17 protein-coding genes are annotated in these 24,352 nt (G+C 34.6%); 9 read left to right on the top strand and 8 right to left on the bottom strand.

Features of this window, described 5'->3' with window-relative positions:
- Positions 1 to 4 precede the first annotated feature (4 nt).
- The 3 genes from M0M44_RS23230 to M0M44_RS23220 are packed head-to-tail and all read right to left on the bottom strand — an operon-like array spanning position 5 to position 3,780.
- Entirely contained in the window at positions 5 to 1,195 is a 1,191-nt protein-coding gene (locus M0M44_RS23230) for a glycoside hydrolase family 130 protein (protein ID WP_248727875.1), read from the bottom strand.
- Positions 1,196 to 1,221: 26 nt separating this feature from the next.
- A complete protein-coding gene (locus M0M44_RS23225; RefSeq protein WP_248727874.1) occupies positions 1,222 to 2,607 on the bottom strand; it encodes an MFS transporter in 1,386 nt (461 codons plus the stop codon).
- Between the two features lie 36 nt (positions 2,608 to 2,643).
- Positions 2,644 to 3,780 (bottom strand): glycoside hydrolase family 26 protein, encoded by a 1,137-nt coding sequence (locus tag M0M44_RS23220; RefSeq protein WP_248727873.1) that lies wholly within the window; start codon positions 3,778 to 3,780, stop codon positions 2,644 to 2,646.
- A 305-nt stretch (positions 3,781 to 4,085) separates the two neighbouring features.
- Between M0M44_RS23220 and M0M44_RS23215 the strand changes: the two genes are divergently transcribed.
- The 8 genes from M0M44_RS23215 to M0M44_RS23180 all read left to right on the top strand — a co-directional run bounded on the left by M0M44_RS23215 (position 4,086) and on the right by M0M44_RS23180 (position 16,583).
- On the top strand, positions 4,086 to 4,964 hold the full coding sequence (locus M0M44_RS23215) for an AraC family transcriptional regulator (RefSeq protein ID WP_095931031.1): 879 nt from the start codon (positions 4,086 to 4,088) through the stop codon (positions 4,962 to 4,964).
- A 313-nt stretch (positions 4,965 to 5,277) separates the two neighbouring features.
- Positions 5,278 to 8,445 carry a SusC/RagA family TonB-linked outer membrane protein gene (locus M0M44_RS23210; protein WP_248727872.1) on the top strand — a complete coding sequence of 1,056 codons (3,168 nt, stop codon included), beginning with the start codon at positions 5,278 to 5,280 and terminating at the stop codon, positions 8,443 to 8,445.
- 11 nt (positions 8,446 to 8,456) lie between these two features.
- A complete protein-coding gene (locus tag M0M44_RS23205) occupies positions 8,457 to 10,019 on the top strand; it encodes a RagB/SusD family nutrient uptake outer membrane protein (protein ID WP_248727871.1) in 1,563 nt (520 codons plus the stop codon).
- 20 nt (positions 10,020 to 10,039) lie between these two features.
- Entirely contained in the window at positions 10,040 to 11,110 is a 1,071-nt protein-coding gene (locus tag M0M44_RS23200) for an IPT/TIG domain-containing protein (protein ID WP_248727870.1), read from the top strand.
- Between the two features lie 81 nt (positions 11,111 to 11,191).
- Positions 11,192 to 12,451, top strand: coding sequence for a fasciclin domain-containing protein (locus tag M0M44_RS23195; protein WP_248727869.1), 1,260 nt, complete (start codon positions 11,192 to 11,194; stop codon positions 12,449 to 12,451).
- Between the two features lie 88 nt (positions 12,452 to 12,539).
- Positions 12,540 to 13,772: a glycoside hydrolase family 27 protein gene (locus tag M0M44_RS23190; protein ID WP_248727868.1), complete on the top strand. Its 1,233-nt coding sequence runs from the start codon at positions 12,540 to 12,542 to the stop codon at positions 13,770 to 13,772.
- Positions 13,773 to 13,784: 12 nt separating this feature from the next.
- The gene (locus M0M44_RS23185) at positions 13,785 to 14,798 is read left to right on the top strand and encodes a glycoside hydrolase family 5 protein (protein WP_248727867.1); all 1,014 of its coding nucleotides are present in this window, start codon (positions 13,785 to 13,787) and stop codon (positions 14,796 to 14,798) included.
- Positions 14,799 to 15,488: 690 nt separating this feature from the next.
- Positions 15,489 to 16,583: an outer membrane beta-barrel protein gene (locus M0M44_RS23180; protein ID WP_248727866.1), complete on the top strand. Its 1,095-nt coding sequence runs from the start codon at positions 15,489 to 15,491 to the stop codon at positions 16,581 to 16,583.
- Between the two features lie 569 nt (positions 16,584 to 17,152).
- Here M0M44_RS23180 and M0M44_RS23175 read toward each other — a convergent pair.
- From M0M44_RS23175 to M0M44_RS23155, 5 genes are all read right to left on the bottom strand, one after another.
- Positions 17,153 to 18,058: an N-acetylmuramoyl-L-alanine amidase gene (locus M0M44_RS23175; protein WP_248727865.1), complete on the bottom strand. Its 906-nt coding sequence runs from the start codon at positions 18,056 to 18,058 to the stop codon at positions 17,153 to 17,155.
- Positions 18,059 to 18,085: 27 nt separating this feature from the next.
- Positions 18,086 to 18,634 (bottom strand): hypothetical protein, encoded by a 549-nt coding sequence (locus tag M0M44_RS23170; RefSeq protein ID WP_248727864.1) that lies wholly within the window; start codon positions 18,632 to 18,634, stop codon positions 18,086 to 18,088.
- 41 nt (positions 18,635 to 18,675) lie between these two features.
- Positions 18,676 to 19,989, bottom strand: coding sequence for a 30S ribosomal protein S12 methylthiotransferase RimO (rimO, locus tag M0M44_RS23165; protein WP_248727863.1), 1,314 nt, complete (start codon positions 19,987 to 19,989; stop codon positions 18,676 to 18,678).
- Positions 19,990 to 20,196: 207 nt separating this feature from the next.
- Entirely contained in the window at positions 20,197 to 21,699 is a 1,503-nt protein-coding gene (locus M0M44_RS23160) for an OmpP1/FadL family transporter (RefSeq protein ID WP_248727862.1), read from the bottom strand.
- Between the two features lie 42 nt (positions 21,700 to 21,741).
- Positions 21,742 to 22,734, bottom strand: a complete 993-nt coding sequence (locus M0M44_RS23155) for a hypothetical protein (protein ID WP_248727861.1) — start codon at positions 22,732 to 22,734, stop codon at positions 21,742 to 21,744.
- Positions 22,735 to 22,836: 102 nt separating this feature from the next.
- On the opposite strand from M0M44_RS23155, the gene proS reads away from it, so the two are divergent.
- Positions 22,837 to 24,315 carry a proline--tRNA ligase gene (proS, locus tag M0M44_RS23150; RefSeq protein ID WP_248727860.1) on the top strand — a complete coding sequence of 493 codons (1,479 nt, stop codon included), beginning with the start codon at positions 22,837 to 22,839 and terminating at the stop codon, positions 24,313 to 24,315.
- Positions 24,316 to 24,352: the final 37 nt, after the last annotated feature.

Below are 24,352 nucleotides of genomic sequence, written 5' to 3'. Positions count from 1 at the left end.
TATTTTAAATTGCGTTATTTTTTTCGATTTGATTAAGGATTGTTTGCACTGAACCTGCCGAAATAAAAGTATCTGCTGGAGTATTTATTACATAATCAACAAGTTTATCTACAGATGAAACTGCCACGTGCATTCTCGTGTCTGAAGAAGCGTAATAAACGTAAACCGTTCCATCTTCGTCTTCGATCCATCCATTAGAGAATAAAACATTCGAAACATCGCCGACTCTTTCAATTCCTTCTGGCCCCATAAAATGTCCGGCTGGAACGTGCGTAACTTTTGTAATATCATTCAAATCGGTCATGAACATATACAAAGTATAGCGTAAACCTGCGGCCGTATTTCGAACTCCGTGTGCTAAATGCAACCAGCCTTTTGAAGTTTTAATTGGAGCAGGACCCAAACCATTTTTCAGTTCGTAAATCGTATGATATTGTTTTCCAAAAATGATTTTTTCGTCTTTTACGACAGGATTTGCCATGTCCTCAACATATCCTAAACCGATTCCTCCACCACTTCCAACATCAATAAAGCCATCTTGTGGACGTGTATATAAAGTATATTTTCCGTTTACAAATTCTGGATGTAACACTACATTTCGCTGCTGTCCTGTGTTCGAAATCAAATCTGGAAGTCTTTCCCAGTTTACTAAATCTTTAGAACGAACGATTCCTGCATTGGCCACAGCCGAACTCGTGTCGCCTTTTGGAGCTTTTGGATCTTTTCTTTCGGTACAGAAAATTCCGTAAACAAATCCATCTTCGTGATGAATCAAACGCATGTCGTATACGTTTGTGTCAGGTTCTTCAGTTTGTGGAATTACGCATGGTTTGTCCCAAAATTTGAAATTGTCAATTCCGTTTGGACTTTCGGCGATAGCAAAAAAAGATTTTCTGTCGATTCCTTCGACACGAACAGCCAATAAATATTTTCCATCCCATTTCATTGCTCCAGCGTTGAAAGCTGCATTTACGCCAATTCTTTCTTGTAAAAACGGATTTGAATCTTCGTTAAAATCAAAACGCCAGTTTAACGGAATATGCGCTGCGGTAACAACTGGATTTTTGTAACGTTCGTAAATCCCGTTTCCAACACTTTCCTGAGGTTCGTTTTTTTGTTCAAGCAGTGTTTTATGTTGTTTTTCTAATGCCGATTTTCTTTCTTGAAAACGAGCTGAAGATGTTATTGTTGTCATATAAATTAATTCTTTGTCTTTGTTTTTTAATGATTTCTCTTTTCGTTTAAATCCTGTTCTATAATCTGTAATTTTTCTTCTGATAAAGGGTAAAATAATATGAAGGCTACTGATATTGCAGCCGCAATTGCTGGTAAAATACTCAGCATTAATTGAATTCCGTTTTGAGCTGTTGCAGTCTGCTCGACATTGGCCTGAAAACCGTAATATCCTAAAAGCCATCCAGCTCCTGCGCCGCCAATGGTCCATCCGAATTTTTGCGACATGGATGAAGCAGAGAAAACTAATCCTGTTGCTCTTCGCCCTTGTTTCCATTCAGAATAATCGGCACTATCGGCGTACATTGACCAGATTAATGGGAAAATACAGCCGGCACAAATACTGATTAAAACTTGAAAACTCATGATTAGGAAAACATCTTCTTTTCCGAATAAATAGAAAATCAGACTTAAAATTGCCGCCAAAGCCATTGCTCCGAAGAAAGTTTTCTTTTTACCGATTTTATTGGCAATTGGTGTTGCAATGATTACTCCGATAATGTTTGCTGCTTGTCCTAAAACCAAATAAATTGAAGTTGGTGTCATGTGAAAATCGGTTCCGAAAAGCGAAAAATCAAAGTTCACAGAACTGCTTACATAATATTTGAAGTAGTAAACAGCAGCTCCGTCACGAATTGAATTGAATACCAAAGCTCCGATTCCTGCTCCCAATAAAATCCACCAAGGTTTATTTTTCCAAAGATCTTTTAAATCTTCTTTCAAATTGTTCTGTTCATCTGCAATAGGTTTGATTCTTTCTTTTGTGAATGCAAAACAGGCCCAAAAAAAGACAGTTGTAATTAATCCGAAAACGGCAATTGTAGCCAGCCAGCCCGTTTTAGAATTTAAATTTCCTCCGAAATAATTTACCAAAGGTTCAATTAGCCAAAGCGCCAATAAACTTCCTCCAAAAGCAAAAACCATTCGGTAAGACGAAAGTGTATTTCTTTCTTTTCTATCAGAAGACATTACACCCAAAAGTGATGCATAAGGAACATTGATTAAAGAATAAATCATCATCATTAACGAGTATGTCACGTAAGCGTAAATGATTTTTCCTTTTTCATCAAAATCTGGAGTGTAAAAAGTTAAAACTCCAATCACGGCAAAAGGTATCGCTACCCAAAGTAAATAGGGTCTAAATTTTCCCCATTTGCTTTTGGTTCTGTCAGCCAGAATTCCAACAATTGGGTCAAAACAAGAATCCCAGATTCTAGTAATTAAAAACATAGTTCCTACTACAGCAGGCGCTAATCCGAAAACATCGGTGTAGAAAAACAGCAGATACATGCTGAAAATTTTCCAAAACATAGAAGAAGCAGCATCTCCAAGTCCGTAACCGATTTTTTCTTTTAAACTAATTTTGTCGTGCATTGGTTATTTTTTAAGGTTGTAATTTGTTTGGGGCAATTATTTTAATTTTTTCTGAATGTCCTTTTCAAAGATAGTCTCGTCACGATTGTAAAAATCGATAAAATCTTTTTCGCTTAGCTGACCTGAAAATGGAGCATAATAATGCATTTTTTGCTCTTTTTCCTGCCATCCGTGGTTTCTCCAAAGCAATACATAAGAAATTTTATAATCTCCAATTGCTTTTAGTAGAGTTCCTGTCCACCATTTTGGATCTGGAACGGCTTCATAACCAGCTTCTGCGAGAGCCATTAATTTGTGTTTTTTAGAGCTGATTTCGTTTAATATTTTAAACTGGTTTTGAACTTCAGCAATGAATTTTTCGCCATTTGGATGATTACTGTTTTGGTAAGTATCAAAACTCAACATGTCAATATAATTATCTCCAGGATAATTGGTTAAAAAGTCTGCTTCGCTTCCAAAACTTCCTGTGTTATAAACATAAATCAAGTTGTGGACACCTTTTTTCTGAAGGTAGTCAAAAGTGAATTTCCAAGCGGTTTTGAATTCCTCTGGAGTACAGTTTCCTTTTCCCCACCAAAACCACCCGCCAGTAAGTTCGTGAAAAGGTCTGAAAAGTATCGGAATGTTTTTACCGTTTTTATCTTTTAAAGACAAAAAGAAAACAGCTGCTTTATCTAGCCAAGAAGTATATTTTTTATGATTTTCTGCTCCGGGCAAAATCGTTTTTAAAGAATTTGGGACATTATCCCAAGCATTTTTTCCTGTTGCAGGATTGTCAAAATGCCAACTGATAGTCGAAATTCCGCCTCGAGAATCTGCTTCAATAATGTATTGTTTCATTTTAGCAAAAGGAACTCCATCAATATTATTTGGACTGTCATTTTCTAAACCTGCAATATCCCAGCCATAAACTGCAGGATAATCTCCCACAACATCTTGTATGTCGCTGCGGCCTTCTTCGTATTTCCATTTTACACCATAAGCCAAATCGTCTTGATGTCCGAATAAGAAACCTTTTTGAGTTAAAGAATTAAGTTCTTTATATAAAGTTTTAGTTTCTATTGTTGCTTTTTTATCTGAAAGTGACAAATTAGTATTATTAGTACTTTTTTGAGACAAACATGAACTGCTTAGTACAGTTATAGTTAAAAGCGTTAAAAAATGTTTTTTCATCGAAAAATATGAGTTGGTTGTTTAGCTAAATGCTAGCTAAACAAGTGGTTACGGTTTTTAAAAAATAGCATTTCTTCTGTCGAAAATTCTCTATGCGATTAGCGTTAAAATTATTAAAACTATAAAAAGTTATTTAATAAAAAATGATTAATGTTTATTATTAATGTTCTTTTTAAAGAAATGATAAATTAATTTTTTCAAAGATAAACGGATGATTATAGTGTAATTAATATTATTTTATCAATTATATATCATATTATTGCAATCAAAAAAAGAAGGTTTGTTTTCCTGAAATAGTTTTTAAGATGAGTAATACGAAGAATTTTTATAGAGAAATAGCTCCGCTTGCTGCGAGTGACAGCTTTTTGGTTTTTGATCGCGTAAAAGATAGTTTTGATTTTCCTGTTCATTATCATCCGGAATTTGAGATCAATTTTATTCAAAATGGGAAAGGGGTTAAAAGGGTTGTAGGAGATAATATTGAAGAAATTGATAATGTCGAGCTGGTTTTGATTGGTCCAAATTTATATCATGGCTGGGAATTGAATAAATGCACAAATAAAAAAATACACGAAATTACGATTCAATTTCATAACGACTTATTTCATGAATCTTTACTTGCAAGACGTATCATGAATCCGATTCGAGATATGTTCAATAGATCAATTCATGGAATTCTTTTTTCTAAAAAAACAGCCGAAGAGTTGATGCCAAGGCTTGTAAGGCTTTCTAAATTGGATGGTATGGACTATTTTTTAGAGATTACTTCTTTACTTTATGATCTGGCCAATTCTAGAAATCAGCGTTTGCTTTCAACTTATACAGTAGACTATGATACTTTTGATGATTATGATAAAATGAAATTAGTTTATGAATATGTGCAAAAACATTTTGCTGAAAAAATCACTTTAGAAGACGTGGCAAATGTGGCGAGTATGTCTATCATTTCTTTTAACCGATTTATTAAAAAACGTACGGGTAAAACTTTTGTCAATTATATAAATGATATTCGAATTGGATACGCAGCGCGCTGGCTGGTAGAAAAAGATATGAGTGTTTCTGAAGTTGCTTTTAAATCTGGTTTTAATAATATAGCGAACTTCAATCGCAGTTTTAAGGCGACAAAAAATTGTACTCCAAGCCAATATCGTGAAGAGTTTTCTGGTTTAAAACGAATTTTATAGTGATACTTTTTTATCACAAGTAAATATTATTTTTAACGAAAACGTTTGATTTTTAAGATTTCATTGGTTTTTATTCAGTGTTTGTGTTCTTGAGAGTGATGTGATTGCGAATAATTTAAAATTTATACGCTTTTATTTTTATATGTGTTTTTTTAGACGCTTATAGTAAAAATATTATCATTAAATGATATAATACTATCGATTTGATAATCCTCTCTGTTATAGATTTGTTAAATAATTTAGAAGTAAAAATTACCCTGGCATTTACTTTAAGATTATGCAATAAACAAATTTAACTAACCAAACACTTATTATGAAAAAACTAATGACTAGCTTCATTCATTGGAAGGCTGACCACAAAGCTATTCCTTTGATATTATTTTTGTTACTGACCTGTAACTTTGCTACGGCTCAGGTAAAGGTTTCGGGAACTGTATCTGATGAAAAGGGGTTATCTATACCAGGTGCCAATATCATAGTTACAGCTACAAAGAAGACGGCCTCCACAGATTTCGATGGTAAATATTCTATCGAAGCACCTGCAAACTCTACTATTTCTGTTTCATTTATTGGATATGTTTCGCAAACGATTAACGTTAAAAATGGTGGAACAGTAAACGTTATTTTGAAACTTAGCGCCGAAGATCTGCGTGAGGTTTTGGTAAACGTAGGGTATAGAAGTGTAAAGAAAAAGGATTTGACAGGGGCTATTTCTACTGTTACTTCTAAGGATATTGCAGACTCTCCACAAGTATCTGTAGATCAATTGTTGCAAGGACGTGCCGCTGGGGTAACCGTTACGAACAATTCTGGACAGCCAGGAAGTAGTGTGTCGGTTAAAATACGTGGTACTACTTCTATCTCCGGAACCAATGAGCCATTGTATATTATCGATGGTATTCCAATTTCTGGAGATGCCGCCAATACTGCAACTGGAGGTTCAATTGTTACAGGTTATTTAGGATCAAACACAGGAAATGTAACTTCGAGCCCAATAGCTTTTTTAAATCCTAACGATATTGAAACAATGGATATCTTGAAAGATGCTTCTGCAACTGCTATCTATGGTTCTAGAGCGTCGAATGGAGTTGTAATTATAACTACAAAAAGAGGAAAAAAAGGGGCAGGAAAAATTACTTATGATACCTATTTTTCTATTCAAAATGTTACTCGTTTATTAGACACAATGACTTTGAGCCAATACGCTGAACAGCAAAATGCTTTGGCAGCAGTTTATGGTGTGGCGCCAAGAGATGAATTTGCTGTTCCATCTGTTTTAGGTAAAGGAACAAATTGGCAAGATGAGATTTATAAAACCGCGATAATGAACAATCACCAGATTTCATTTTCAGGAGCAAAAGACGGTACTAACTATTATATTTCAGGTGGTTATACCAATCAGGAGGGTATTGTTATTGGTTCTGGTTTCAAAAGGTATAGTTTTAAAACAAATGTTGACAGCAAACTAAAAGATTGGTTAACTGTTGGAGTTTCTGTTGGGGCAGGTGTAACCAATGAAGATATTACAATCAATGGTGCTAGCAATGGTATTATCAGTACTTCTATTTTGTCTACACCAGATGTTGCGGTAAAAGACACGAATGGTAACTACGCTGGCCCGCCAGCAGATGGATCAATTGGGGTTTGGATCAATCCGGTGGCTTCGGCTTTGATGAATACGAACAAGTTGATTAAGAAGAATTTTATAGGAAATTTTTATGCCAATTTTAGAATAGCAAAAGGATTGGAGTATCGTTTTGACTTTGGCGGATCTACTAATATAGATAATTTTGAAGGTTTTCAGCCTACTTATAAATGGGGTGCAGCGGTTAGAGAAACTAATATGCTGACAGAGAGAGCAAACAATTGGTATGGACTTAACGTTAAAAACGTTTTAACTTATAAAGCTGATGCTGGTAATCACCATTTTAATGTTTTGGTTGGTCAAGAGGCAAATGATAGTCATTGGTTCGGTAATTCGCAATCTGTTTCTGGGTTATTAAGTAATGATATTCATTCTATTAGTTTGGGAGATCCCGATTCAGTTGTTGCTTCAGAATATAAGGGAAGCTCTGCTTTGTATTCTTTCTTCGGATCTTTTAATTATGACTATGATAATCGATATGGTTTGCAGGCAACCATGAGAGCAGACGGAAGTTCTAATTTTGGTCCAGGTGAAAGATGGGGTTACTTTCCATCAGTTTCAGGTTATTGGAAACTTTCGAACGAAAAGTTTATGGAGGGAACTAGAGAATATATTGATAATATCAAGTTCAGAGGAGGATATGGAGAAACTGGAAATCAAAATATTGGCGGTGGCGGTTACATGAGCACGGTTCGTGCAATAAAATCGGCAATGGGTAACTTCTTTACGGTTAATAATATTGCCAATCCAGATTTAACTTGGGAAACTTCTAAACAAACCAACTTTGGTTTGGATTTTACACTTTTCCATTCAAAACTTCAAGCAACATTTGATGTATACAGAAAAGAGTCTGAAGGATTTTTATTTGTGTTGCCATTGCCTTACTATGTTACAGGTACAGATGCGTATCAAGGAGGTTTAGGAGCGCCAAGTGTAAATTTAGGGAGTTTAAGAAATCAAGGTTTTGAGATGACTTTGGATTATAATGAGAAGTTTGGAAAAGATTTTTCATGGAATTCAAAAGTAATTTTCTCTACAAACAAAAATAAATTGTTGAGTTTACAAGATAATTTCGATTTGACAAAAGATGTGTTACTTAATGATTATACGACAAAAGCGGTAACTAAAACGATAGTTGGTCAGCCAGTTGGTCAATTTTACGGATATCAAGCAGTTGGTATTATCAGAACCAACGAACAATTGGCCAATGCTCCAATTCCTTTTACAGGAAATAAAGCAGTAAAAAGCCAGTTGGGAGATGTTGAGTATGTAGATCAAAATAAAGACGGTTTGATTGATGATAAGGACTTAACCTACATTGGTAATCCAGCACCAAAATTTACTTACGGATTCAATAATACTTTTAAATATAAAAATATCGATTTAGGAGTCTTTTTGCAAGGATCGTATGGTAACAAAGTAATGAACTTAACAAGACGTGCAGGTACTAAAAACCAACGTTTGTATGAAAATCAATTGGCAGAAGCAGCCGATTTTTGGACACCAGAAAATACCGATGCAAAATATCCAAGACCTGATGGCGGAGACGGACATCCAAATATTGCAATCTCTGATCGCTATGTAGAAGATGGGTCGTATTTAAGAATTCAGCAAGTTACTTTAGGGTATAACATGCCTTCAGATGTGATCTCAAAAGCGAGCATTAGTAAATTAAGATTTTATTTTGGTATTCAAAATCTTTACACATTTACCAAATATACAGGCTATGATCCTGAAATCGGATCATATAACCAAGATCCATTATTATCTGGAATCGATTCAGGGCGTTACCCAACCAATCGTAGTTTCACTTTTGGAATGAATTTAGAATTTTAATTACTACTCTTATGAAAAAATGTATCAATATAAAGACCTTAGTTTTATTCTTAACGCTAGGTTTGGCAACTACTTCTTGTAGCGAAGATTTCTTGGATCGCCCATCTGAAGATAGTTACAGCAGTGACCAGTTTTATAATACTGATGAGCAAGTTGCAAGAACCACTTATGGAATGTATGGTGCAATGTGGGCTCCTTATTATACTAAAAACTTTTACGCATTATCAGAGCTGTCATCAGGAAATTGCTTGGCGTATGCTGATGGGCCAGAACTGATTCAGTTTAAATTGACTTCTGATAGTCCAATATTGTTGGATCCTTGGAGAGCTTGTTTTGCAATCGTAGCACAGTCTAATAATTTAATTAATAACATAGAAAAAAATGCTACTGCCGATGTTAACAGAGCAGTTATTAAAAACACTATTGCAGAAGCACATTTTTTTAGAGCGATAGCTTACTTCTATTTGGTTCGTTTGTATGGACCAGTGCCGATTATTGAAGATAATTTAGCTTTGGCAAAAGATCCGATGGTGAATACAAATAGAATTGAAGATGTTTATACATTCATTGAAAACGACTTAAAATTTGCAGCATCCAATCTAAAATCAAAAATTAGATCTAGATCTGCTAACGGAGAAAATATTTTTGTGTCGCAAGGTTCGGCAGAAGCATTTTTAGCCAAAGTATATTTATATGAAAAAAAATATGCTGATTCTAAAACAATGGCTGAAAAAGTGATTAACTCAGGTGAGTTTGGATTACTGCCAAATTTTGCAGATTTGTTTTTGACAAGTAAAAACAATAACGAAGAATCTATTTATTCTTGGCAATGGTCAGGCGCTATAAATACTTACGGAGGAGGAAATTTCTCTAATATCCAATATGGTTTAGATATTTTGAATGATAACGCTTCGTATGGTGCTACTTATGTACCAAGCAATGACGTTCAAGATGCTTTTGAAATTGGAGATTTAAGAAGAAAAGAATCTTTTATGATTTATGGAGATTCTTATCCTAACATTAAAGGAGATGGTGTTGTAGGTTTTGTTATGGATAAAACAAAATATCCAGATGTATTAGCCAATACGGGAGCAGCGGTTAAGAAATATGTTGTAGGGCAAGTTACTAGCGAGACAGGTCCAGCTGATGGATGGGGAGGAATGAGTAACTGTAATTATATTATGCGTTATGCAGACCTTTTGCTAATTCATGCTGAAGCAACTATGGCTGGAGCTGATGAGACGACTAATGCTGCGGCAAAAGAATCGTATAACAAAGTGAGACTTAGAGCAGGTCTTGGAATTTTAGGAACTAATGTGCCTTTAACAAAAGCAGCTTTGTTTCATGAGCGTAGAGTTGAATTTGCTTTTGAAGGAGAATTTTGGTTCGATTTAGGAAGACTGCCACGTCAGGAAGCAATCAATATTATTTCTCAGCAAGACAGAGGTTTCGATTCTCAGGGAGTAACACATTACACGCCAACTCCAACTGATTTTATTTATCCAAAACCAGATGTCGAAGTTAGAAAAAATCCAAAATTGAAAGAGGCACCAGTTCCTTACACTTTCAAATAATTTTTTAAAAGTAAATCACTATGAAAAATATAAAAAATAGAATGTTATTGAAGTTGTATTTTTTAGCTTCGATTTCAATTTTCCTATTCGCTTCTTGTTCAAATGATGATTCAACGGGTTCATCTGGAAAGCTTGAAGTAACAGGAATTAGCAGATCTGTTGTAGATGATCCATTGGTTGAAGGAGATAGACAGGTTGATGTTCCTACAGAAGTTATCAATGCTGGAAATTACTATATAATTAGAGGATCTGGTTTTGCGACATTAAAATCAATCTCATTCAATGGTCTAGAATCTTATTTTAATCCAACATTTGTAACAGATAATGCAATTGTGGTTTTGGTAGATTCAAAAACGCCATACTATAATGAAATGGACGAAATGAAGATCGTAACCAATTTAGGCACCTTGAACTATAAAGTGGCTATCAGACCTCCAAGTCCTAATATTACAGGGTTTCCTGTCAATTCAAATCCAGGAGATATTATTACCATTACAGGCGAATATTTCTTGCGTCCTGTCGTTAATTTTGGCGATATCCAAGTTGAGCCTGTATCTTCTACGTTAACAGAAATTGTAGTTAAAGTTCCCGAAGGAAGTTATTTGAAAAATTTATCAGTAACAAATGTCTCGGGAACAACAGTGGCTCCACAAGTAATAGGTTCAGAAATTTATGATGACGCTTTCACTAATATTTGGGGATGGCAATCTCTTTGGGATGGAACTAATGAGTTTGATGCAGCCTACGCCAAAGATGTTTATCAAGGAACTAAGTGTGTTCAATGGAAAGCTGGTGAATGGGATGGATATGTTATTGGAATTAACAATTGGTCTTATCATGATACAGATAAATTCAAAGCGGTAAGGTTTTGGGTTAAGGGTGAAAAAGCTGGAAAAGTGAAGTTTTTTGCAAATGGAGATGCTGAGAAAAACATCGTGATCGTTGATGTCAGAACTTCTTGGACTTATGTTGAGGTGCCATATAGTTCGCTAGGTAATCCAACTGAATTAACTCAAATTGGATATCAAGAATTTGGCGGTTTTGGAGGTAATGTGATCTATCTAGATGATATCGGATTGGTGTTAAAATAATGGTTAGGATTCAAATAAAGATTTCGACAAAAGTTCAGTCTATTAATCAGAATCCATAATTAAAAAACTAAAAGAGAATTTATGAAAAATATATATAGTAAAATAAAACATATTGCTCTAAGTGTCTTTTTGGTTGTTGCAGCTTCTTCCTGCGATAACGAAATTGAAGATATTGGGGGAGCACAGCAAAATTATAATACAGCGTATGGCTTAATTCAGGCAAATAGTAATTTAACTACGTTTACAAAAGCAATAAAATTAGCGGGTTTAGAATCGACATTAAATACACCTGATAATTACACGTATTTTGTTCCTAACGACGCTACTTTCGATGCTTATTTGGTAGCCAGTGGTTATGTGAATGAACTTGGATATCCAGATATTACGCTAGTTCCTGTAGAAGATTTAAAGCAACTTGTTTTAAGTCACGTTATTAAAGGTGTTAAAAAAAGAGTGGGCAAACTTGCAGGAGTTGAAGCCGATTATTTAGAAACGGGAGATTATGCTACAATGGCAAATGCTGTAAATTCAGATTTATACTTGTTAAGCATTAACGTAACCAACGGTGTTTTAAAGGTAAACGGATCTGATAAAGAAGCTCCAGGATTAGATTATTACGGAACAAATGGTTTCGTAAATGTTTTAAGCAATGTTATTGAGTTAACTCCGCCAGCGCCAGTAATTTCAGGATTATCGCAAGTATTGGCTTCTCCGGGAGATGTTATTACAATTACCGGACAGAATTTTGTAAAAGTTAAAAGTGTTAAGTTCGGATCTACTGAAGCTACGTTTACTGCGGTTTCTAAAACAGAAATAAAAGCAACAGTTCCAGCTGATTTTGATTCATATGCGCTTATTGTTGTAGAAACTGAGTTTGGAGTGTCTGCTCCAAGCGGAATAGGGCTTAAATATTTATTATACGAAGACTCATTGAAAGGATGGGGCTGGGGCTGGGGAGGCGACATTACCTGGGAAAGCACCGAAAAAGTGAGCAGAGGAACTAATGCAATCAAAAAAGTTGCAGAAGCTTGGAGCGGACTTTTCATGCACTCCGATCTTCTTCTGCATGCTACAGATTACCAATTTGTCAAAATGTCTATATTCCCAACAGAAAGCACTAAAATTATGGTTACCATAAATAGTGATACAGGCGATTCTGCTAAAGGTACGACTGTAACTTTAGTGCCAGGGCAATGGAATAATATTTCAATTCCTATTTCAGCTTTGCATCCTGAACTTTTAACTGATGGAAATTTTGATAGTGTGTTTATTCAAGAATTTTCGGGAGGAACAATTACTCCATCTAGTATTCTTTATATAGATGATATAGGATTTTTATAAAAAAATAGGTTTTTGAGTTAGTTTGAGATATTCCCTAATTGAGAAATTAGGGAATATCTTTTTATAATATTTTTTAAATACGTAAAAAATGAAAAAAATAGTTTTAGGACTTCTTCTCGGTATTTCAAGTTTTGCTTTCGGTCAAGGGAATACTCATAAACAGCAAGGTGGAAAATTTGATGGTCTTGCAATGACACCGCCAATGGGGTGGAATTCATGGAATACGTTTGCCACTAATATTGATGAAAAGTTAGTAAAAGAAACGGCCGATATCATGGTTTCTTCTGGTTTGGCAGCGGCGGGTTATAATTATATTGTTTTAGATGACGGATGGATGACGCACGAGCGTGACACAAACGGTGATTTAGTACCTGATCCAGAAAAATTTCCAAGCGGAATGAAAGCGCTTATAGAGTATGTTCACAATAAAGGTTTAAAGTTCGGATTGTATAATTGTGCTGGAACAAAAACTTGCGCAGGTTATCCTGGAACAAGAGGTTACGAATATCAAGATGCTAGATTTTATGCAAAACTCGGAATTGATTTCTTGAAATACGACTGGTGTAATACAGAAGGGATCACGGCCAAAGAAGCTTACACCACAATGAGTAATGCCTTAAAAACAGCTGGAAGACCAATTGTTTTTAGTCTTTGCGAATGGGGAGATAATCAGCCGTGGGAATGGGGAAAACCAGTTGGAAATCTTTGGAGAATTTCAGGAGATATTTATCCTTGTTTTGACTGCGAATTCAAACATCCTGAAAATTGGTCATCTTGGGGATTCATGAAAATTGCTGATATGAGAAAAGATATTCGTAAATATTCAGGTCCAGATCATTGGAATGATTTTGATATGATGGAAGTTGGAAATGAAATGAATGATACCGAAGATAAAACGCATTTCGCAATGTGGTGTATGCTTTCTTCTCCTTTATTTACAGGAAACGATTATCGTAAAATGTCTAAAGAAACTTTGGCAATTTTAACCAATAAAGAATTGCTTTCTGTAAATCAAGATAAGCTTGGAATTCAAGGTTTTAAATATGCAATTTTAGATGGAGTGGAAGTATGGGTAAAACCACTTTCTGATGGAGCATGGGCAGTAAGCTTTGTCAATAGAACCGAAACTTCAAAAAAAGTATATTTCGATTGGAAGAAAAACAATATCAAAGATGCTGATTTTGGTTATGAAGCCGATTTTGATAAGACAATTTTCAAAATAAAAGACCTTTGGAAAAACAAAGAAATCGGAAATACAAAAAAGGCTTTTACGGCTGAAATAGCTCCTCATGATGTGATTACTTTAAAGTTAATTCCTTAAATCTAACTGATTATGAAGGTGAGTAAAATTTTAGCGCTTGTTTTTATGTTGGGGTTTTCATTTTCAAATGCTCAGGTGGAGACACATGGAAAACTTAGTGTAAATGGTACGCAATTAGTAAATAAAAATAAAGAGCCAATTGTTTTAAGAGGAATGAGTTTTGGATGGCATAGTATGTGGCCAAGATTTTACAATAAAAAGGCAGTAAGTTGGTTAAGAAAAGATTTTAATTGCAACATTGTTCGTGCTGCATTAGGAGTGGAGCTTGGTGAGTATTCGTATATGAAGAATCCAGAATTTTCAAAAAAGAAAATAGAAGCCGTTATTAAAGGAGCAATAAAAGAGGATATGTATGTGATTGTTGATTGGCATACCCATAATATTAATTTGAAAGAAGCTAAAGAGTTCTTTGAAAAGATATCAAAAAAGTATGGTAACTATCCTAACATTATATATGAGATATTTAATGAACCTGATTATGAAACGTGGGCAGAGGTTAAAGCTTATTCTGAAGAGATAATTAAGGTAATTAGAGAAAATGATCCTGATAATATAATTTTGGTAGGCTCACCGCATTGGGATCAAGATATAGATCTTCCTGCTTCAGATCCTATTTTGGGGTATGATAATATAATGTACACAATGCATTTTTACGCCGCTACCCACGGGAAAGAATTACGAGACAGAACTGATGCCGCAATAAAAAAAGGACTTCCAATTTTTATTTCAGAATCTGCAGGGATGGAGGCTTCCGGTGACGGCCCATTAAATTACCAAGCTTGGCAAGACTATATAGATTGGATGGAGGAGAGAAAATTGAGTTGGATTTTATGGTCTGTTTCTGATAAAGATGAAACCTGCTCGATTTTATATAAATCTGCTAAGTCGGGAGGAAAATGGAAAAATAAAGACCTGAAAGAATCTGGCGTAAAGGCCCGTGAATATTTTAAAAAATACAATCAATGGACTTATGAAAGATATTTGCCTGCAAATTGGAAAGAGACAGGATATCGCCTTAAGGACTAAAATCATGAAAAGATTTTAATGCTTTGTATTTAATAGGATTGACAAAAAACGGACGCACTCGAAGGTGCGTCTTTTTTTTATGCCAATATTTGAACAAATGTAATTTCCAGCAACCTTTATTAGACATACAAGTACAGTTTTTTTTCTCTTCATTTTTTTTGAGAAATGAAGTTGAGGTTTATAGCGTAGCATAGGGTTTAAATGGTTTGTTTTTGTAAGAATTTATTTGAAGTAAAAAGATAAGGTTATATTGTTTTTTGAATATTATTATTTTTTTTAATTTTTATATATTTTGGATTTCACCCCTATAAAAATAGGGGTACTTGTCTTTTGTGTTGATTTATTTATTGAATTACTATGGGTTTTTGTAGTATTTTTTGCTTTATGATGTGTAAAAATTAAAAAAACGCTTAAAATTTTGTTGTTGAATTTTCAAAAACAATAATCTATAAATGTCAAATCACGATTATTGGAGATTTAATTTTTGTAATCCGTAATTCTTCGTCTAAAACGTCAAAAAAGCGGTTTTGAATTATTCTACTCATACAAAAGTTAATAAATTCGCTAATGAAAATGATGATGATTTGAAGGGCGCATGCAAGGTTTTAGAAATGACTTATACTATTAAAATAGATATATAAAAAGATTAACTAACCAGAATCAATTAATAACTAAAAACCAAATTAAAACATGAAAAAAGCATTTCACATTTTAGCCGCGATGTTAACAAGTTCTTTTGCCTTTGCCCAAGAAGAGGAAGCAGCCGCTACCGCTCCAGCAACCACATGGGGAGGTTCTGCAGATGCGTACTATAAATATGATTTTTCAAAACAAATGAATGGATTAACGAGCTTTACCAACTCACAGAATTCATTCGAATTAGGAATGGCGTCGATTGAAGCAGGTCATACTTTTGGAAAAGCTTCTGTTTTTGTAGACTTAGGTTTCGGAAAAAGAGCAGCAGAATTTTCATATAATGAAACGCCAGATAAAGATGCAAGCGCAAAATTTATGATTAAACAATTATTTTTCACATACAATTTAACTGAAGAGTTTAAGGTAGTGGCAGGTAGTTTCGGAACCCACATTGGATATGAAGTGTTAGATGCAGTAGATAACAAAAATTACAGTATGTCGTATGCGTTTTCTTATGGGCCATTTTTTAATACTGGGGTTAAAGCACAATATACTTCAGGTCAATTTACTGCGATGTTAGGATTAACCAACCCGACAGATTTTAAATCGGCTATGGATGCAGGTTCTTACCAAAAAACATTCATCGGTCAAGTAGGATATATTGGCGATACAGGGAGTGCGTATTTAAATTTTACAACAGGAAGTAGTAATCCAATTCCAGGAAGTACAATTCCAGTTTCAGACGAAAATAAAACACAGTTTGATTTAACTGCGTCTAAAACAATTAGTGATAGTTTTGCTCTTGGATTAAATGCAACTTATGCAAAAACAACAAATGATTTTGATAGCAATTTAGATGGAGATTGGTTTTCTGTGGTAGGTTATGCTAATTATACTTTCAACCCAGCATTATTATTGGCTTACAGAATAGAATATTTTGATGCAAAAGACGCTGCTCCAAGTTTAGGAACTTTAGCAGGATCAAGTGTATTTGCCAACACAGTTTCTTTAAATTACAAAGTTGGTAAACTTACAATAATTCCTGAATTAAGATACGATGCTGCTTCTGAGGATATATTTTTAGATAAAAATGCATTGCCAACAGGAGGAAGCTTCTATGGTTTAATTGCAACAACATACTCTTTCTAGAGATAAAGATTGATATTTTTTTTTTTTTTTTGGAGCTGTCGAAACATTCTAATGTTTTGGCAGCTTTTTTATTGGTCTCAGATCGGGGTTTAAAACCCTGCAATTTATTGCAGTACTTTAGTAATACGAAAAAATATAATCTTTTGACTTTTTTAGTTTTGATAAAAAGTTTTCAAAATTGAGAGACTTTCAGTCTCTGGTCAAACAAACCTCTGCACTTTCAGTGCAGAGTGGTTTAGTTGTTTCAAGTTTCAAGTTTCAAGTTTCAAGTTTCAAGTTTCAAGTTTCAAGTTCCAAGTTCCAAGTTTCGGGTTTCTTGGCTCTTTTTTGTGTTTGTTTTAAACTTCAATATAAAGTTTCTCAGCTCCTTATTCTTCCTTCTTTCCTCTTTCTTCTTTCTTCTTTCTTCTTTCTTCTTTCTTCTTTGTTCTTTCTTCTTTGTTCTTTGTTCTTTCCTCTTTCCTCTTTCTTCTTTGTTCTTGACTCTCTATTTGAAGCTACCCACTATATGGAAATAAAAAAGCGTTCCTAAATTAATAGAAACGCTTTTTAAATTTTATTGCTGAGGTTTATTGAACCTGTTTTCTATATATCGAATAAATTGTATCGATGGTTTTTCTATCTAAAACTGATGTTGCATCAGTTTGAATATAATGCAGTTTAAAAGCTTGAATTGCGGCACTTAAATTTTTAGTATTATAGCCTATTATTCTAAGTGCTGGTTCAATTTTAAAATCAAAGGGAGCAGGTTCTAAGATTTCGTCTGGCCAAATTCCGAATCCTTTTTCTGCTAAAATTTTCCACGGAAATAACGCGCTCGGATCTTGTTTTCTTCCTGGTGCAATATCAGCATGGCCTAAAAAGTTTTGAGTAGGAATGTTGTAATCCTTTTTTAGTTTAGTTAACAAAGCCAGTAAGCTGTTAATTTGCGCCTCAGTAAAAGGTTTAAAACCATTATTGTCTAATTCAATACCAATCGAACAAGAGTTTAAATCTGTTGTTTTTCCCCAAGTAGAATTTCCAGCATGCCAAGCTCTTAGATAATCATTAAGCATTTGGACCACCTTTCCGTTTTCAGAAATGATATAATGAGCACTTACTTGAGTTTTGGTTTTTGTAAAAGTATTAATCGTCTGCTGTAGCGAATCTTGCGCAGTATGATGAATAATAACAAAACTTGGTTTTCTTAAATTAAAATTTACAGTACCAACCCATTCTGTATTTATTCCGTTTACCAAATAAGTAGAGCCGGTTTTAGATAAAGTGTCTTTTACGATTCCTAGCTGTTGTGCATAAGAAGTGTCAATTGCCAAAGGTGGAACCGCAGGAATTGTTTTGGCTTCTTTGCTTGTAATCTGGTTTTCTAAAGTTTTCAGTTGCTGATCATAAGCTTTTTCTGTAGTCTTGTACGGATTTGTAGAGCAAGAACTAATTATAATAGCTAAAATCAGATAACAAAAATGCTTTTTTGTCATAATTCGTTGTTTTATAGTTAATAACGATTATTCTGAAATTTTCGTATCTGGAAGGTCTTTTACTTCTTTGGAATCTTCTTTAGAATCTTTATCTTTTTTCTTTTTTGATTTAGTCTTTTTTACTTCTTTTAAAGAATCCATGAAAGTTTTATACTTTTCAACTTGGTCTGGATTTAAAAAAGCGCTAATTTTTTTATCGGTACTTTCGCGTAACGCTTTTATCTGCTCAATTTTTTGATCTTGGCTACTACTTTCGTTTTTTAATAAAATACCTTGTTCGCGTATACTATCAGCCAAAACATTAGAAATTGCAATTGACTGCAATTCATCTAAATTGATTTGCTGTTTCATCTGATCCACAATCAGTGCTGCAGTTTGCTCAGGAGGAGTTTCCTTAGGCTTGCTTGGTGTGCTTTGCGGACCAGCCATCATACTTCTATCCATGCCTATTCCGCCCCCTCGTCCATAACCGTTACCATAACCATTATTGTAGTATCCGTTTCCATATTGAGCAGAAACAGTATTGAAACAGAATAAAGTGAAAACGAAAATAATTAAGTTTAGCGTAGGTTTCATAAAAGTATTTTGTCTAATGTTAGCAATAGTTATGTGTAAATTTAAGCAGGTTCTCCGTATAAATCAAATTCTGTTGCTTCAATTATTTTTATATTAACAAATTCTCCAGTTTTTACATAATGTTTAGAAGCATCAATTAGAACTTCGTTGTCAACATCTGGACTGTCAAATTCTGTACGTCCCACAAAATGAGCACCTTCTTTTCTGTCAATAATACATCTGAAAACTTTGCCAACTTTCTCCTGATTCAAATCCCAAGAAATTTGAGATTGCAGTTCCATAATTTCGTTTGCTCTAGCTTGTTTTACATCATCTGGAACATTGTCTTCCAATAAATAAGCATGAGTATTTTCTTCATGAGAATAAGCAAAACATCCCATTCTATCAAATTTCATTTCCTGAACGAAATCTTTCAAAATTTCAAAATCTTCTTGAGTTTCGCCTGGATAACCAACAATTAATGTAGTTCTAATTGCCATTCCAGGAACTGCTGCACGGAAATCTTTTAATAACTGAGTAGTTTTAGCTTGAGTTGTCCCGCGACGCATCGATTTTAGAATAGAATCTGAAATGTGTTGCAGTGGGATATCTATATAGTTGCAGATTTTTGGCTTACGTTTCATTAATTCTAAAACGTCCATAGGGAAACCAGTAGGGTAAGCATAATGTAAACGAATCCATTCGATTCCTTCAACAGCTGCTAGAGCTTCTAATAGTTCTGCTAAATTTCTTTTTTTATAAAGATCAAGTCCGTAGTAAGTTAAGTCTTGAGCAATTAATATTAATTCTTTAACCCCATTTTTAGCAAGACCTTGAGCTTCTTTGACCAATTTTTCAATTGGTTGCGAAACATGAGAACCTCTCATTAAAGGAATTGCGCAAAAACTACAAGGCCTATCGCATCCTTCGGCAATTTTTAAATAAGCATAATTTTTAGGAGTTGTCGTTAAACGCTCTCCAAGTAATTCATGTTTATAATCTGCACCTAAAGCTTTTAGCAATTGAGGTAATTCTGTTGTTCCAAAATATTGGTCAACGTTCGGAATTTCTTTTTCTAAATCTGGTCTGTAACGCTCAGACAAACATCCTGTTACAAACACTTTGTCTACAAGTCCTCTGTCTTTTTTGTCGGCATATTCCAAAATCATATTTACCGATTCTGCTTTTGCATTATCAATAAATCCGCAAGTATTGATTACAATAATGTTTCCTTCTTTTTCTGCAGGAGCTTCATGTTCAACTTCTTTTCCATTTGCACGCAGCTGTCCCATTAGGACTTCACTGTCATAAACATTTTTTGAACACCCAAGAGTGATTACGTTAATTTTGTTCTTTTTTAAAGACTTGGTTCTCATACTTTTATAAATTGGAGTGCAAAATTACACTTTTTTTATTCAAACAACACTAGTTTCAGTTTGTTTTAGCTGTTTTTTATGAAGTAGTTCTGACTTCTTGACTATTCATTTTAAATTAAACTAAAAACAAAGGTCTTTCAAATGGTAAAAAAAAATCCATCAAGTAAAACCTGATGGAAATTTTCAATCATCTATTTTGATTTTTAATTACAATTCAAATAATAAAGTCATAGTAACATTGTTTAGTTTTGATGTAATGTTAGCTCCATCTGTAAATCCTCTTGAAAAGAAACCTTGATTTGACTCTCTTTCCAAATAGGAATAAGCAAGGTCAAGCTTTGTAGATCCAAAATTATAACCTAAACCAGCAGAATAGCTGTTTAATTCACCTACTGTAATTCCGTTTTTATAAGGGCTTCCTTCATAACGATATCCGCCTCTTAGGCTTAGCTGTTTGATTTTATATTCGGCACCAATACGAAGTTCGCCAGTACTAGTTAAAGTATTACTGATGTCATTATTGATCCCTCTAAAAGCAGCATCATTTGTAGGTTTAAATTTGCTGTTGCCATAATTTCTTATGCCATAATCAACGCTTAATAAACCTGATTTTCCAAAAACATAAGCTGCGCTAAAAGTCCATTTGTCTGGAGTTTGTAAAGTGTAAGACTCGTATACGTTTACAATGTTTGGATTTATAGAATTATTAAAAGTCTCACCGGCGCTAGTTTCTGTAGTTGAATATAAACTTTGTGATAATTCATCGTAAAGTTCATACCATGTATTTGATTCGTATGCTATTCCAAGTCTAAAAGCATCAGTAACTTTGCCAATTGCTCCAAGTTGGAAAGAGAAACCGTTTCCGTATGTATAAAGTTCATTATTGAAACGTACATTAGAAATAGTTTCGTAGGTCTCTAAAGGGTTGTTGTTGTACTCATAGAAACTTGACGTTCTTCTGTAGTCTGTGATGTGGACATTTAAGTTCGCTCCAAAATATAATCTGTCTTTATAAGAGGTTGCAATGTTAAAGCCTATTTTGCTATTATAGCCTCTGGTGTAGATTTCATTTTCTTGATGGTAATTTCCTCCAGCAGGAACGTTTGTGAAATATTGTGTGTTGTTGTTGTCTCCTGTTACGGGATTGATTACGTATCCTTCAAGTCCAAAAAAAGCTTGTTGTTGACTATAATTTAAATCTCTATAATCTGCATTTGCAATGTTTCCCAATGGAATTCCGTTCGCGTAATCTAAGAAATAGCCATCTACAGAATTGGTGGGATTGGTTCCAGCTGAAAAAACTTGGTTGTTAAAATTGTTTGTATTCTCATAAGTTGCACCAATTGCAATTTTATTCCATCCAACGTTTGGGTTGTTGTTTTTGAATACAAAAACACCTCCCGCTTGATTTAAAATAAAAGAGTTTTCTTTATCAGAAGTTTGAGTGCCAAAATAATTAGAATTGTTTTTTATATTTTGATTGCTAAAGGTTACGCCAACTTGGTTGCTATTGAAAACTGCAGATCCTGCTGGGTTTACGCTTAAAGAAGAAATGTCTCCTCCAACTGCTCCAAAAGCACCGCTCATGGCTCTATAGCGTGCAGTTCCAGTAAGATTTTCTTGAGAATAACGTAAAGCATCTGAAACTTCTTGTGAATATGACGCGCTGACAGTTAGTCCTGTTATAAATAGGAATAATATTTTTTTCATTTTGATAAGTTTAAGTTAGAAATTTAGAGGGTTGAGGAATAATTATCTTCTGCCTCCACCGCCACCGCCGCCAGATCTCATTCCGCCACCGCCGCCACCGCCGCTGTATGATCTAGAACCTCCACCACTATTGCTAGGGGTGTAGCTTCTTGATGATCCACTATTGCTAGGGGCATAGGTTCTTGATGAGCCACTATTGCTAGGTGTATAAGTCCTATTTGTTGTGGTATTTCCGCTATTATTGTAAGATCTTCTATTGCTGTAATTGCTATTGCTGTAGTCTGAGCTATTGTTGTAAGATCTTCTGTTTGTAAACGTAGGGCTGCTTGTTCTTCCATTCATATTAGAACGTCTGAAATCAGTGTAACCGTTTGATCTATTTGTGGTATAATTTCTATTTGTTGTGTAGCTTCCTCTGTTTGTGGTATAATTTCGGTTAGAAGTATAGTTTCTATTGGTGCTGTAATTTCTGTTATAAGCATAGTTTCTGTCACCATAATATCCTGCAGAGCCTCTTCTTCCATAGTTATAAGAGTAATTGTATCCATAGTATGGATATCCCCAACTTGGGTAGCCCCAACCAGGGTAACCCCATCCTGGATATCCCCATCCGTAATATGGGTAGCCCCATCCGTAATAACCTCCATATCCCCATCCGTAGTAAGGATATCCCCATCCAAATCCGATTGACCATGATGGGTTAGAATAAACATTTACAGAAACGTCAGAGCTGCTGCTTCCCCATGCAGGATAACCTACAGATGCAGTTTGGGTGCTGTCTGAATAATTAGTGTAATTGTCAACGTCTGTAAATATCTCAGTCGGTTGATTATCATCTTGTAATGATCTGAAATATTCTTTGTATTGGTTGTTTGTACCTGTCTGTACATATTTAACTGATGAACCACCATATACTCCATCATTATCGTAATAAGATGAATTTTGGTAAGAACCACATGATGCTAGCAGTAAACTCAGTAATCCGATTAAGTAAAAATGATTAGAGTTTTGGCGGAGTGAAAGGTAAGTTTTCATATCTGTGGTGTTTTTTATTGTTGCACATTACAAAATTAGTTAGTTTTGTCAAACTATTTAGTTAAAATTGTATAAAACAAAATTTGTGCCAAAAAATATAATATGAGTAAGAACCTTACTACAAGATCAGAAGATTATTCGAAATGGTATAACGAACTGGTTGTAAAAGCAGATCTAGCTGAAAATTCAGGAGTTAGAGGATGTATGGTAATAAAGCCATACGGATATGCTATTTGGGAAAAAATGCAAGCTGAGTTGGATCGTATGTTCAAAGAAACTGGACATCAAAATGCATATTTTCCTTTGTTTGTACCGAAAAGCATGTTTGAGGCGGAGGAGAAAAATGCTGAGGGATTTGCAAAAGAATGCGCTGTTGTAACGCATTATAGGTTGAAAAACGATGAGGATAGACCTGGGAAACTAATGGTTGATCCAAACGCAAAATTAGAGGAAGAGCTTATTGTTCGACCTACAAGTGAAGCTATTATTTGGTCTACATATAAAGGATGGGTGCAATCTTATAGAGATTTACCTTTGTTAATTAATCAATGGGCTAATGTGGTTCGCTGGGAAATGCGTACCCGTTTATTTCTAAGAACTGCTGAGTTTTTATGGCAGGAAGGGCATACTGCTCACGCTACAAAAGATGAGGCAATTGAGGAATCAGAGAAAATGATGAATGTTTATGCTGATTTTGCAGAAAACTTTATGGCAATTCCAGTTGTAAAAGGTTTTAAAACTGAAACAGAGCGTTTTGCTGGAGCAGACGAAACATATTGTATTGAAGCATTGATGCAAGACGGAAAAGCATTACAGGCAGGAACATCTCACTTCTTAGGGCAGAACTTTGCAAAAGCATTTGATGTTAAGTTTGCTAATGCTGAAGGAAAGCAAGAGCATGTTTGGGGAACTTCTTGGGGAGTATCTACTCGTTTAATGGGGGCATTAATTATGACGCATTCTGATGATCAAGGATTGGTGTTGCCTCCTAATTTGGCTCCAATTCAAGTAGTAATTGTTCCTATATATAAGACAGATGAACAATTGGCTCAAATTACAGAGGCAGTTAAGGATTTGACAGCTAGATTGAGAAAACTGAAAATCACTGTCAAGTTTGACGATAGAACAACACAAAAGCCAGGATTTAAATTTGCAGAATGGGAACTTAAGGGAGTGCCTGTTAGAATTGCAGTTGGTCCAAAAGATCTTGAGAACGGAACTTTTGAGGTGGCAAGACGTGATAATTTGACAAAAGAAGTTGTTTCTAACGAAAAAATCGTTGAACACGTAAATGATCTTTTAGAACAGATTCAAACGGACTTATTTACAAAAGCATTAGATTATCGTAATACTCATATTACGGAAGTAAATAATTTTGAGGAATTTAAAGAAGTTTTAGAAGGAAAAGGAGGCTTTTTATCTGCTCATTGGGATGGAACTGCTGAGACAGAAGAGAAGATAAAAGAATTGACAAAAGCGACGATTCGTTGCATTCCTTTGGATGCTGTAGAAGAGGCGGGAACCTGCGTATTTACTGGGAAACCTTCTTCTAAAAGAGTGCTTTTTGCTAAGGCATATTAAAAAAATATAGATTTTTTTGCATTAGGTGTTGCGCAAA

Origin of the sequence: Flavobacterium humidisoli (assembly GCF_023272795.1) — a bacterium.
Lineage (GTDB): Bacteria > Bacteroidota > Bacteroidia > Flavobacteriales > Flavobacteriaceae > Flavobacterium > Flavobacterium humidisoli.
This window is presented reverse-complemented; position numbering and strand designations above follow the sequence as displayed.